Origin of the sequence: Mesorhizobium sp. M8A.F.Ca.ET.208.01.1.1 (assembly GCF_004791315.1) — a bacterium.
Lineage (GTDB): Bacteria > Pseudomonadota > Alphaproteobacteria > Rhizobiales > Rhizobiaceae > Mesorhizobium.
Genome location: NZ_SRUT01000001.1, coordinates 347,853 through 360,469, shown reverse-complemented (window position 1 = coordinate 360,469; position 12,617 = coordinate 347,853). Strand labels below are relative to the sequence as shown.

The 12,617-nt window shown below is 63.9% G+C and carries 8 protein-coding genes, 1 tRNA gene and 2 pseudogenes; 6 read left to right on the top strand and 5 right to left on the bottom strand.

From position 1 onward, the window contains the following. Nucleotides 1-42: 42 nt before the first annotated feature. From EN851_RS01750 to EN851_RS01730, 5 genes and pseudogenes are all read left to right on the top strand, one after another. Nucleotides 43-1,227 (top strand): malate--CoA ligase subunit beta, encoded by a 1,185-nt coding sequence (locus EN851_RS01750; RefSeq protein ID WP_135928396.1) that lies wholly within the window; start codon nt 43-45, stop codon nt 1,225-1,227. A gap of 14 nt (nt 1,228-1,241) precedes the next feature. Next, nucleotides 1,242-2,141 (top strand): succinate--CoA ligase subunit alpha, encoded by a 900-nt coding sequence (gene sucD, locus EN851_RS01745; protein ID WP_127871573.1) that lies wholly within the window; start codon nt 1,242-1,244, stop codon nt 2,139-2,141. After that, complete coding sequence (locus EN851_RS01740) at nt 2,138-4,822, top strand: phosphoenolpyruvate carboxylase (protein WP_245520675.1); 2,685 nt, start codon at nt 2,138-2,140, stop codon at nt 4,820-4,822. The genes sucD and EN851_RS01740 overlap by 4 nt, the downstream gene beginning before the upstream one ends. A 59-nt stretch (nt 4,823-4,881) precedes the next feature. Further along, nucleotides 4,882-5,016, top strand: a pseudogene (locus EN851_RS01735) (succinate--CoA ligase subunit alpha); the annotation flags it as partial. A gap of 620 nt (nt 5,017-5,636) precedes the next feature. Then, nucleotides 5,637-5,864: pseudogene (locus EN851_RS01730) on the top strand (HAMP domain-containing sensor histidine kinase); the annotation flags it as partial. Between the two features lie 86 nt (nt 5,865-5,950). Here EN851_RS01730 and EN851_RS01725 read toward each other — a convergent pair. Further along, nucleotides 5,951-6,035 (bottom strand) — tRNA-Leu (locus EN851_RS01725). Nucleotides 6,036-6,268: 233 nt separating this feature from the next. Between EN851_RS01725 and lipB the strand changes: the two genes are divergently transcribed. Next, nucleotides 6,269-7,012 carry a lipoyl(octanoyl) transferase LipB gene (lipB, locus tag EN851_RS01720; RefSeq protein ID WP_135928395.1) on the top strand — a complete coding sequence of 248 codons (744 nt, stop codon included), beginning with the start codon at nt 6,269-6,271 and terminating at the stop codon, nt 7,010-7,012. A 79-nt stretch (nt 7,013-7,091) separates the two neighbouring features. Here lipB and EN851_RS01715 read toward each other — a convergent pair whose 3' ends face one another. The 4 genes from EN851_RS01715 to proS all read right to left on the bottom strand — a co-directional run bounded on the left by EN851_RS01715 (nt 7,092) and on the right by proS (nt 12,283). Next, nucleotides 7,092-8,342 carry a site-2 protease family protein gene (locus EN851_RS01715; protein WP_135928394.1) on the bottom strand — a complete coding sequence of 417 codons (1,251 nt, stop codon included), beginning with the start codon at nt 8,340-8,342 and terminating at the stop codon, nt 7,092-7,094. A gap of 649 nt (nt 8,343-8,991) precedes the next feature. Beyond that, nucleotides 8,992-9,672 carry an ABC transporter ATP-binding protein gene (locus tag EN851_RS01705; RefSeq protein ID WP_127279562.1) on the bottom strand — a complete coding sequence of 227 codons (681 nt, stop codon included), beginning with the start codon at nt 9,670-9,672 and terminating at the stop codon, nt 8,992-8,994. Continuing rightward, nucleotides 9,672-10,958, bottom strand: coding sequence for a lipoprotein-releasing ABC transporter permease subunit (locus tag EN851_RS01700; protein ID WP_135928392.1), 1,287 nt, complete (start codon nt 10,956-10,958; stop codon nt 9,672-9,674). Before EN851_RS01700 ends, EN851_RS01705 begins: the two co-directional genes overlap by 1 nt. Further along, nucleotides 10,955-12,283, bottom strand: a complete 1,329-nt coding sequence (gene proS / locus EN851_RS01695) for a proline--tRNA ligase (protein ID WP_135928391.1) — start codon at nt 12,281-12,283, stop codon at nt 10,955-10,957. The genes EN851_RS01700 and proS overlap by 4 nt, the downstream gene beginning before the upstream one ends. Between the last annotated feature and the right edge of the window lie 334 nt (nt 12,284-12,617).

The following is a 12,617-nucleotide window of genomic DNA, read 5'->3' as shown; positions in this document are numbered from 1 at the left end:
GCCGCGCGTCGCGGCACTTTGACGATTTGCGGAGGAGAAAAAATGGACATCCACGAATATCAGGCCAAGGAGCTGCTCGCCCGGCATGGAGTGCATGTGCCGCGCGGCGGCCTGGCTTACAGCCCCGAGCAGGCCACCTACCGGGCGCGCGAAATCGGCGGCGGCAAATGGGTGCTGAAAGCGCAGGTTCATTCCGGCGCGCGCGGCAAGGCCGGCGGCATCAAGCTCTGCGCCAATGACGAGGAGATTTCCAGCGCCGCCGAAGCCATGCTCGGGCGCAAGCTGGTGACCCACCAGACCGGCCCGCGCGGCAAGCTGATCTCGCGCCTCTATCTGGAGGAAGCCGTCGACATCGCGCAGGAACTCTATCTCGGCTTCGTGCTCGACCGCAAGGAAGAGCGCGTCATGATCGTCGCCTCGGCCGCCGGCGGCATGGAGATCGAGGAGATCGCCGAAAGAGCGCCGGATTCCATCATCCGCGCCACCGTCGACCCGGGCGTCGGCATGCAGCGCTTCCAGGCGCGCGAGATCGCCTTCGGGCTCGGGCTGGAGGACAGCCTGATCGGCAAGGCGACCGAGACCATCTTCAGCTGCTACCAGGTGTTTCGCGACTACGACGCCTCGATGCTGGAGATCAATCCGCTGGTGGTGACCCGCGACGGCAGCCTGGTGGCGCTCGACGCCAAGATGTCGTTCGATGAGAACGCGCTGTTCCGGCGGCCGGAAATCTCCGAATTGCGCGACAAGAGCCAGGAAGACCCGCGCGAAACCTTCGCCAGCGACCGCGGCCTGTCCTATGTCGGCCTCGACGGAAATATCGGCTGCATCATCAACGGCGCCGGGCTCGCCATGGCGACGATGGACATGATCAAGATCGCCGGCGGCGAACCGGCCAACTTCCTCGACATCGGCGGCGGCGCTTCGCCCGAGCGGGTGGCGAAATCCTTCCGCGCCGTGCTCGGCGACAAGAATGTCGAAACCATCCTGGTCAACATCTTCGCCGGCATCAACCGCTGCGACTGGGTTGCCGAGGGCGTCATCAAGGCGATCCGCGAGGTCGGCGTCAGCGTGCCGCTGGTGGTGCGGCTGTCCGGCACCAGGGCCGAGGAAGGACGCAAGATCCTGGCCGATTCCGGCGAGGCGGTGATTGTCGCCGACACGCTCGCCGAAGCCGCCGAAAAAGCCGTCGCCGCATGGCGCGCGGCCACCAAGAAAAAAGCAGCCTGAGGGAGGACAGAAAAATGGCAATCCTGCTCAACCGCAGCACGCGCGTCATCGTGCAAGGTTTCACAGGCAAGATCGGCAGCTTCCATGCCGAGGACATGAAGCGCTACGGCACCAAGCTCGTCGGCGGCGTCACCCCCGGCAAGGGCGGCCAGACGCATCTTGGCCTGCCGATCTTCAACACCGTCAAGGGCGCGGTGCGCGAAACCCGTGCCGAGGCCAGCATCGTCTTCGTGCCGCCGCCCTTCGCCGCCGATTCAATCATGGAGGCGGCGGATGCGGGAATAAAACTCTGCGTCTGCATCACCGACGGCATCCCCTCGCAGGACATGATGCAGGTCAAGCGCTACATGCGTCGCTACCGCTTCGAGGACCGCATGCGGCTGGTCGGGCCGAATTGCGCCGGCATCATCACGCCGGGACAGGCGCTGATGGGCATCATGCCCGGCTCGATCTACCTTCCCGGCCGCGTCGGCATCGTCGGGCGGTCGGGCACGCTGGGCTACGAGGCCGCCTCGCAGATGAAGGCGCTCGGCATCGGCGTCTCGACCAGCGTCGGCATCGGCGGCGATCCGATCAACGGCTCCTCCTTCAAGGACGTTCTGAAGCTGTTCGAGCAGGACGACGAGACCGACGCCGTGGTGATGATTGGCGAGATCGGCGGGCCGCAGGAAGCCGAAGCCGCGATCTGGGCGCGCGACAATATGAGGAAGCCGCTGATCGCCTACATTGCCGGGCTTTCCGCCCCGAAAGGCCGCCGCATGGGCCATGCCGGCGCCATCATCTCGGCTTTCGGTGAGTCCGCGCAGGAGAAGGTCGAGATCCTGAAAGAGGCCGGCGTCATCATCGTGCCGACGCCGTCGTCCTTCGGCGACGTCGTGGCCGAGACTTTGGAGCGAACGAAGAAGGCGGCTTGAAGCGTTTGGAACAGAGCAGACGCATCAAATTTCGGGAGGACGAGCGCAGCCTCTTGTTGCGCCTGCTGCTTCAGGTCGCAAGCGCGCGGGAGCCGGAGATCGCCGCCGTTCTGACCGGACGTCGGTCGCTTGTCTCGCTTGCCGCGGAGCAGCGCATCCCGGCGCTTCAGGCGAGCGGCGTCTGGTTCCAGCTGCTCGCCATTGCCGACGAGTTGCTCGCCATGCGGGCGCGCCGCGAACTCGAACAAGGCACCGGTGTCGACGACGTGCCCGGCTCCTTCGCTAGCGTGATCGCGCGGATGGCGGCGAACGGCCATTCGGCGGAGCAGGTCCAGGCCAGGCTCGACGAACTCTGCGTCGGCCCGACCATGACCGCGCACCCGACGGAGGCCAAACGCGTCACGGTGCTGGAGATCCATCGCCGTATCTACCGCAAGCTGACCGAACTCGACCAGCCGCGCTGGGCGCCGCGCGAACGCGACCTGCTGGTCGCCGATCTGGAAAGCGAGATCGAGCTTCTGTGGATGACGGGCGAGCTGCGGCTGGAGCGCCCGACGGTCGAACGCGAAATCGCCTGGGGCCTGCATTTCTTTCGTGAAGTCATCTTCGAGGCAACGCCGCAGCTCTATGGCAAGCTGGAAGGCGCCCTCGAGCGCCATTATCCGGCAGCGCCGATCAGAATCCCCTCCTTCATGCGCTATGCCTCGTGGATCGGCGGCGATCGCGACGGCAACCCGAATGTGACGGCCGCCGTCACCGCCCATGCCCTGGCCGAATACCGCGATACGGCCATAGGCTGGTATCTGGCGCAGATGCAGCGGCTGGTGACGGTGCTGAGCGCCAGCTCAAACGTCATCGACCTGCCGGCGAGCTTCAAGCCGGTGCTGCAAACGGCGCTTGATAAAAGCCGACAGGCCGATGGGATCACCACCCGCAACCCTGACGAACCGCTCCGCCAATTCGCTTCGGCCCTGCTTGCCCGGCTGGAGGCGACACGGGACGGCGGTGCGGCGGCGTACCCGTCGGCGGGCGCGTTTCGTGCCGATCTGGAGGGGCTGTCGAGCGTTCTCGAAGCAATCGGCGGGCGCGCGGTGGCCAGGCGTTTCGTCCAGCCTCTGCTCTGGCAGGTCGGCAGCTTCGGCTTCCGCACCGTCTCGCTCGACCTCAGGCAGAACTCCACGGTCGTCAACCGCGTGCTGGCCGAACTGTTTGCGCTGACGAACCCCGCCGATCCGGTCGCGGCTGGCACGCCGCAATGGTCGGCGCGCATTCGCAAAGCCATCAGCGAGGGCGAGCGGCTGGAGATAGACGCTGGGCGGCTCTCGGCTGAAGCAGGCGAACTGCTTTCGACATTCTCCGTCATCGCCAGGCACATCTCCAGCTCTGATCCCGACGCTGTCGGCTCTTTCGTTCTCTCGATGACCCGCTCCGCCGACGATCTGCTCGCGGTCTATCTGCTGGCGCAATATTGCGGACTTTCGACCGCGCCCGCCGGCGGCACAATCAGGCTGCGGATCGTGCCCTTGTTCGAGACCATCGCCGACCTGCAGGCCGCCCCTGGCATATTGAACGGATTGCTCGACGTCTCGCTGGTGAGGCGCACGGTGCGCGATTTCGGCGCGCGCCAGGAAATCATGCTCGGCTATTCCGATTCCAACAAGGACGGCGGCTTCCTCGCCTCCAATTGGGAACTGGCCAAAGCGCAGAAGCGGCTCGCTGCCGTCGGGCGCAAGCACAAGGTTGGGATCAGTTTCTTTCACGGCCGCGGCGGCTCCGTCAGCCGTGGCGGCGCGCCGACCGGCCGGGCGATCGCGGCGCAGCCGCAAGGCACCGTCGCCGGCACCATGCGGGTGACCGAGCAAGGCGAGGTTGTATCGTCGAAATTCGCCAATCGCGGCACCGGCCTCAACCAGCTCGAGATCCTCGCCGCCGCCGTTCTGGTCCACAGCGTCGGATCGCCGGGCGATGCCGAGACGAAGGAGACGCCGGAGTTCGACGAAGCGCTCGAGGCGCTCGCCGGCATGTCGCAGGCATCCTATGCCACGCTGATGGCCGAGCCCGGCTTCCTCGATTATTTCAACCAGGCGAGCCCGGTCGCGGAACTGGCGCTCCTGAAAATGGGCTCCCGGCCGGACCGCCGTTTCGGCGCCAACGGCATCGCCGACCTGCGCGCCATTCCATGGGTGTTCGCCTGGAGCCAGAACCGTCATCTGTTGACCGGCTGGTATGGCATCGGCAGCGCGCTGAGCGCCTTCGTCGCGGTGCGCGGCGAGGTCGGGCGCGACCTTCTGGCCCGCATGTTCGAGCACTCGCGCTTTTTCCGCCTGATCGTCGACGAAGCCGAGAAGACGCTCTACCAGGCCGACATGGAGATCGCGCGGCGCTACGCCGGCCTTGTGTCCGACAGCGATGCCGCCAAACGAATCTATGCCCGCATCGCCGGGGAGTACGAGTTGACGCGACGCCTGATCGGCGACCTCACAGGGGGTGATCTTTCCGAGCGCTTTCCGATGTTCAAGCGGCGTTTCGACAGCCTGCGGCGGCAGATGGACGACATCCACCGGCTGCAGGTCGATCTGCTGCGTGATGTCAGGGCAAGGACGACGGATCAAAAGCGGGCAACTGACGCCTTGCTGGTGTCGATTAATTGCATCTCGGCTGGGCTGGGGTGGACGGGGTAGCTCGCCGGCTGGCCGAGTTACGTTAGTCACCTTGCTTCATCATTCTGGGCTGATTGCCGATCGCCCAGATCATCGGCCTGCCTGCCCCGAAAGGCCGCCGCATGGGCCATGCCGGCGTCAACATCGTGCCGACGCCGTCGTCCTTCGGCGAGGAGGTGGCCGATACGCTGGCACGGATGAAGAAGGCTGCATAAGCTCTGGCAACAGGCTGCCTAAGGGCAGTTCCCGGAGCACGGGGCAGCGCGATCTGAATGCGCGGCCCAGCGGTCCCTTCCAAACAGTCGAAAAGCTCACGCCACGATGGAAGCCCACCCACTTTCGACGGCGGGCGATCTGGCAGAAGCCGGTCCAGCCCTTAGGTCGGGCAGCCGAAGCTAGGACAAGCTATCGCCGTCACGGCGGACAGCTTTTCGCGCCTTACGAACATCGGCTTCACATAAGTCTTCTTCATGGTATCTCCCCTTTGCCAAAACCCACGAAGCGATTCGTGCCGTGGTCTGGATCGCTTTGTCAAGCGAGCTGAGAGCAATAACAAAACAGCGACAGCCTTGTTTAGCAGCTCAGCTGAGGAAGCGGCCCGCCGCTGGTGAACTTTAGTTGGCCGACAAAAAATCCCTCTCGGCAGCGGTCAGGCCGGCCCAACGTCCTGACGAGCGGGACTATCAAACACTCCCGAGTCTGACGCTTTGCCGTTCCAGAGGCGCGCACGGAGCCAAGATCAAGCCAAGATTGCGCAACAAAACTTAAGATCACTTCATGCATGCAGCCATTTTCACCTGAAATAGTCCAGGCATCGGGGCTCTTACTGCCTCCCGATGGGCCGGGCATTTCAATGACAGCGCGCTCGCGCGTGTTCGAACCGTTCTTCAAGGAGGACATGTCACGCGGCGTTGCCTCGAAGCACGGCTTCGGGCTCGGCCTTTCCATCGTAGCGGGTATCATCCAGGGGCACGGCGGCAAGATCGAGTTGCACGACAACCAGCCAAGCGGCCTCGTCGTGACCTTTGATCTGCCGAGTGGAACCGAGATCCGCCCCTTATAGCAGGCCGGCGCCATACTCAGGATCTGATGATCGCCAGATTGCAGGAGGTCATTTCAAGACGTCCGAAGCCTTGCCTCAGGAAATACTGGTGCGGTCGAGAAGACTCGAACTTCCACGGGTTGCCCCACAGCGACCTCAACGCTGCGCGTCTACCAATTCCGCCACGACCGCACGTGGTAGGAGCCGGAACCGACCGGCTCGCGGCGTGTAGCAAATCGTTTCCGGCGAAACAAGTGCGTGGCGAGCAATAATGTCGGGCAATTGGCATAACGTTCCACAGGATTGCAATGAGCGTCGCGAACTGGACGTTTGCGCCCAATATCGCCATATGGAGGCCAAGGCATGTCGCCCAAAATCGCAAGGCGGTTTTGGGACCACGACATTTATAAGCAAAGCGATACGTCATGACTGAACGCAGCCAGATCGCCACGTCATTCCTGCCCTTGCCCGGTTCGGCGCCGGTCGAATGGCTGGTCGAGCCCGGCCTTACCGCCTATCCCGACGCGCTTGCCTTCATGGAGGCGCGCGCCGAGGCGATCCGCAGCGGAGCTGCCGGCGAGATGGTCTGGCTGGTCGAACATCCACCACTCTACACCGCCGGCACCAGCGCCCACACCGAGGACCTGATCGAGCCGGACCGCTTTCCGGTCTTCGCGGCCGGACGCGGCGGCGAATACACCTATCATGGGCCCGGCCAGCGGGTTGCCTATGTCATGCTCGACCTGAAGCGCCGGCGCGAGGACGTGCGCGCCTTCGTCGCCGCGCTCGAACAATGGATCATCGGCACACTCGCCACCTTCAACGTGCGCGGCGAGCGCCGCGAGGACCGTGTCGGTGTCTGGGTGGTGCGGCCGGAGCGCCCTGCTTTGCCTGACGGCTCGCCAGCCGAGGACAAGATCGCGGCGATCGGCATCCGGCTGCGTCGCTGGGTGAGTTTTCACGGCATCGCCATCAATGTCGAGCCGGAGCTTGGCCATTTCAGCGGCATCGTGCCTTGCGGTGTCTCGGACTACGGCGTCACCAGCCTCGTCGACCTCGGCCTGCCCCTGACCATGGCCGATCTCGACCTGGCACTGAAATCCGCTTTCGAGGACGTGTTCGGTCCCGCGACGGCCTTGCCCGCCGAAGCTTCGCGCAAGGCCGGCTGACACTGTCGGCCTGGGAACTGCATAAGGTGTATTGAGATTCAGGTCAGGCCGTGTCGAAAACTGTGGGTTCCGAGCACCCTTAGATCAGTTGGGCGGAAGCCCATAGCACGCCGCAGCCATGGATGGCGAACACCGCCAGCAAGGCGCCTGCGATGACGAACCGGTCGAGGGTGCCGATCGGCTCCAGTTCGTGACGCGGCTTCACCCCGCTGCCGACGGTGAGCAGGCTGAGGATCGAAAACACCGCACCGGCCGCCAGCAGGAAGCCCGAGGAAAAACCAGCCCGCCAGCCAAGCGCCAGAAAGGCGGAAAGCAGCGAGAAGGACGCCAGCGCCAGGACCACCGGCCCCGGGCAGATCTGGCGCAGCACCTGGCCGCCGTCGAATTTCCACACCGGCACCAGATTGGCGATGTTGAACAGGGCAGCACAACCTGCGAGGGCGGCCAGCAGCGCGGCGGCAGCCTTGTGACCCTCGTTGCCGGCAAGCACGCTGGCGGCGATGACGATCGGCACCAGGAAGGCGGAGAACCCCGCCCCCATCAACGCCACGAAGGCCACTTCGAAACGGCTGTTGTAGGGTCGTCCGCCAATGGCGATGCCGCCAAGCAGCGGGATGAAGATCATCCGCGCCCTGCGATGGCCCGTCAACCGGAACGCCGCCATGTGGCCGAGTTCGTGCAATGCCACCACCGACGTTAGGATCGCGGCCAGCGCCAGCCCGCCGAGGTGAAGGCCGAAGAACGGCCACAGCATCAATGCCGACAGCACGGCAAAGCCGACCTGGCTCAGCGGATGCTCGAACCAGCCGCCCTTGCGGTATTGCCCGGTCCTTGCCCAATGCTGCAGCTTGGAAAGCTCGCGGCGCATGGCGAAGTAGCGGAACACCAGGAAGGCGACGCCGCGATACCGGTCGATCCGGCTGAGCGTCACGCGTGTGCCGCTGCCCTCCGAAACCAGCTCGGCGGTCTCGCCATAATCCTTCCAGAACGAGCCATCGAGCGCGGTGTCCTCGATCACCCGCATCGAGAAGCGGCTGCCCTCGACGACATCTTCAAACCGCGCCCTGCGCTCTATCGGCTTGCCGTCGCGGCCTTCCCACGACAGCATGATGCGGGCCACGCCCTCTTCGTCCAGCGGCTGCGCCGACAGGATCTCGCCGGACCAGCCGGCATCGCTGCCAAGCGGCCACAGCGCCTGCCACAGGCGCTGCCGGTCCATTGCCACAATGCGGCTGGACCGGACCGTGCGCAAACCAAGCGGCACGGTCATCAAGAGAAAGATCAGTCCGAGATTGCTGGCCACGAGAATGGCCGTGACGATGGGCGACACCTGGACGCTGCTCCCTGCCTGGAGACGCACCCTAACGTCGCGGCGGCAAGAAAAGCTTAACGGCGGAGCGGCTTAGGGCCATCGGGAAACAGCGATGGCAGACGCCGCCAACTCACATGGCTCCGATCCAGATCGCCATGGAAACAAGAAACGCACTCATGCAAACCAGCGAGATGACATCCTGAACCAGATCGGTCATAACTCTCTCCTGTTGTGGATATGTTTCCAATTTGTTCTAATTTTGTTCCAATGTCAATCGCTAGGGGATAGAGCGATAGGCGGGGAATTTTGCACGGTTAGCGAAAGGTTAATCGTTCGCCACGAGACGATGCTGAAAGCGCGGCGGCGTAGGCTTCCAGTCCTGGAGATCAGGATTAGCGCGCGCTTGTATTAAAGCGTGGCCGAAGCAATAATTCTTGGGCTGGGGCACTGCCGGGCGATGGATATGGGGAAGTACGGAGGCGCGAATCAAGGTGACCGTTGGCGAAAGCGCATGCGACAAGGCCGCCGGCGACGCCTCTCTCGCAACCTTATAATCTGGTTGTTCATCCTGGCGACGAGCGCGATATCGTCCACTCTGATCGCAATGAACGCTCACTGGCGATTCTAAGCTACCCCCGCGCGGTACATTCCAGGCGAGAACCGTTCCTTACAGCGGCACCACCTTGCCGTCGGCCAGCGTGACACGCCGGTCCATGCGCGATGCCAGTTCATGATTGTGGGTAGCGATCAGCGCGGCGAGCCCCGATTGCCGCACCAGCGCCTCCAGCGCCTCGAAGACGTAGGAAGCGGTGACCGGGTCGAGGTTGCCGGTCGGCTCGTCGGCGAGCAGCACCAGCGGCGCATTGGCGACCGCGCGTGCAATGGCGACGCGCTGCTGCTCGCCGCCGGACAGCTCGGATGGCCGGTGCGACGCCCGCTTGCCGATCTGCATGTAGTCGAGCAGTTGCGCCGCGCGCTCGCCCGCTTCCTTGCGCGGCAGCCCCTTGATGAGCTGCGGCATCATGATGTTTTCCAGCGCGGAAAACTCCGGCAACAGATGATGGAACTGGTAGACGAAGCCGACATCGTTGCGGCGGATCGAGGTGCGCTCGTCATCGGACAGCCGGCCACAGGCGCGTCCGGACAGGATCACGTCTCCGGCGTCAGGACGCTCCAGCAGCCCCGCCGTGTGCAGCAGCGTCGACTTGCCGGAGCCCGAAGGGGCCACCAGCGCCACCATCTCACCGCGCCGCAGCGAGAAGTCGGCGCCGTTCAGGATGGTGAGCTTGCGCGGCCCCTGGACGTAGTGCCGCTCGACGCTCTTCAGCTCGATAATGACCTCGGCCACTACTCGTACCTCAAGGCTTCGACCGGATCGAGGCGGGCCGCCCGCCACGCTGGAAACACCGTTGCCAGGAAGGACAGCGCCAGCGCCATGATGATGACATAGGTCGTCTCGCGTGGATCCATCTTGGCCGGCAACTGGCTGAGGAAATAGAGCTCCGGATTGAACAGCACCTTGCCGGTCATCCAGGAGAAGAACTGGCGGATCGATTCGATGTTGGTGCAGATCAAGACGCCGAGCAGCACGCCGGCGAGCGTGCCCGTCACGCCGATCGCCGCACCCGTCATCAGGAAGATGCGCAGGATGGCGCCGCGCGAGGCGCCCATGGTGCGCAGGATGGCGATATCATGCCCCTTGTCCTTCACCAGCATGATCAGTCCGGAAATGATGTTGAGCGCCGCCACCAGCACGATCAGCGTCAGGATCATGAACATCACGTTGCGCTCGACCTGCAGGGCGGAAAAGAAGGTCTCGTTGCGCTGGCGCCAGTCGACCAGGTCGATGGGGCGTTGTGCCGCCTCCTCCACCTTCGGCTTCAGCGCGTCGACATCATCGGGATTGTCGACATAGATCTCGATGGTCTGCGCCCGGCCGTCCATGTTGAAATAGAGCTGCGCCTCGGAGAACGGCATGTAGACGATGGAGCTGTCATACTCCGACATGCCGACTTCGAAGATCGCCGCGATCTTGTAACCCTTCATGCGCGGCGTGGTGCCGAGCGGCGTCACATCGCCGTCCGGCGAGATCAAGGTGATGGTATCGCCGAGCGTCAGGCCAAGATTCTCGGCCATCCGCTTGCCGATGGCGACACCGTCGCCCGTATCGAAGCCGTCGAGCGAGCCTTGTTTGATGTTGCTGGCAACGATGGAGATCTTGCCGAGGTCTTCACCCCGGATGCCGCGAACCAGCGCGCCGCTGCCGCCGCCGACATTGCCTTGCGCCAGCACCTGGCCATCGATCAGCGGAATGGCGTATTTGACCCCGGCCACACCGTTGATGCGGCTGGCGACCTGGGCATAGTCCTCAAGCGGCGAATCGAGCGGCTGCACGATCAGATGGCCATTGACGCCGAGAATGCGCGTCAAAAGCTCGGCGCGGAACCCGTTCATCACGGCCATCACCACGATCAGCGTGGCAACGCCCAGCATGATGCCGAGGAAGGAGATCGAGGCGATCACCGAGATCACCGTCTCCTTGCGCCGCGAACGCAAATAGCGCCACGCAACCGTGCGTTCGAAGATGGAAAAAGGGCCGGCGCCGGCCGATCTCGCTGCCGCCGCCTCGCTCATGCGGCGACACCGAAGCGTTTTTTCGCGTCGGCGATCGGCAGCGTCACGCGCTCGCCGCTCTTGCGATTCTTGATCTCGATCTCGCCGGCGGCCACGCCGCGCGGTCCGACGATCACTTGCCAGGGCAGGCCGATCAGGTCGGCGGTGGCGAATTTGCCGCCCGGCCGCTGGTCGGTATCGTCGTAAAGCACATCCTTGCCGGCGGCGGTGAAGGCGGCATTGAGTTCGTCGCAGACGCGATCGCAGTCGGCGTCGCCCGCCTTCATGTTGATCAGGCCGATATCGAACGGCGCCACCGCTTCGGGCCAGATGATGCCATTCTCGTCGTGGCTGGCCTCGATGATCGCCGCGACCAGCCGCGACGGGCCGATGCCGTAGGAGCCGCCCGAGGCGAAATGATCCTTGCCGTCGGGCCCGGTCACCTTGGCGCCCATCGGCTTGGAGTATTTCTCGCCGAAGTGGAAGATATGGCCGACCTCGATGCCGCGCGCCGAGACCCGGTCGCCTGTCGGAACCTTCTCCCAGGCCGCCTCGTCATGCATCTCGTCGGTCGCGGCGTAAGGCGTCGTCCACGTCTTGACGATATCGGCAATTTCGCCGTCATTGGCGAAGTCCGTGTTCGCGCCGGGCACGGCAAGCGACAGATAATCGCGATGGCAGAAGACCTGGCTCTCGCCTGTGTCGGCCAGGATGATGAATTCGTGGCTGAGATCGCCGCCGATCGGCCCGGTGTCGGCCCGCATCGGGATTGCCTGCAGGCCCATGCGGGTGAAGGTCCGGAGATAGGAGACGAACATCCTGTTATAGGCGGCTCGCGCGCCCTCGAAGTCGAGATCGAAGGAATAGGCGTCCTTCATCAGGAATTCGCGCGAACGCATCACGCCGAAGCGCGGCCGCACCTCGTCACGGAACTTCCACTGGATATGGTAGAGGTTGAGCGGCAGGTCCTTGTAGGACTTGACGTAAGCGCGAAAAATCTCGGTGACCATCTCCTCGTTGGTCGGTCCGTAGAGCATGTCGCGGTCCTGGCGGTCCTTGATGCGCAGCATCTCCTTGCCATAGTCGTTGTAGCGCCCGCTCTCGCGCCACAGATCGGCCGACTGGATGGTCGGCATGAGAATCTCCAGCGCGCCGGCGCGGTTCTGCTCCTCGCGGATGATCATGCAGACCTTGTCCAGCACCCGCTTGCCCAGCGGCAGCCAGGAAAAACTGCCCTGCCCCTGCTGGCGGATCATGCCGGCGCGTAGCATCAACCGATGCGAGACGATTTCGGCCTCGCGCGGATTTTCTTTGAGGATAGGCAGGAAATAGCGCGACAAACGCATGGACTGGTCCGTGAATGAGAATGGCCACGCCAGAATCGGCGCGGCGCAGGCTTGCTTGCCCCGGCTTCATAGCGATTTCATGACGGAATGGAAACCCGGCCATCCCTATACATCACCCCCTTCCGGCCCGGAATCCCTCGCTTCCGGATCAGTCGGCGCCGACAATGGAACGCGCCGAACGTCTTCGGGTCTAGCCGCCAATTCTTTGCGCGCGTCAATTGCGAACATGCCGCAAAGGCTCTGTCGAACTCGCCTGTTCGTTTCAAAAGCAAAGCCTGCCGCACTATTGTGCAGTGCAACACGAGAATGCCCGTTTCAAGGCAAAATTCTTCGT

What these genes read in the sequence shown, in the direction of transcription:
- EN851_RS01700 (WP_135928392.1), bottom strand. Translation starts at nt 10,958, where the DNA reads ATGAGCGAGGCGGCGGCAGCGAGATCGGCCGGCGCCGGCCCTTTTTCC.
- lipB (WP_135928395.1), top strand. Translation starts at nt 6,269, where the DNA reads ATGACTGAACGCAGCCAGATCGCCACGTCATTCCTGCCCTTGCCCGGT.
- proS (WP_135928391.1), bottom strand. Translation starts at nt 12,283, where the DNA reads ATGCGTTTGTCGCGCTATTTCCTGCCTATCCTCAAAGAAAATCCGCGC.
- sucD (WP_127871573.1), top strand. Translation starts at nt 1,242, where the DNA reads ATGGCAATCCTGCTCAACCGCAGCACGCGCGTCATCGTGCAAGGTTTC.
- EN851_RS01750 (WP_135928396.1), top strand. Translation starts at nt 43, where the DNA reads ATGGACATCCACGAATATCAGGCCAAGGAGCTGCTCGCCCGGCATGGA.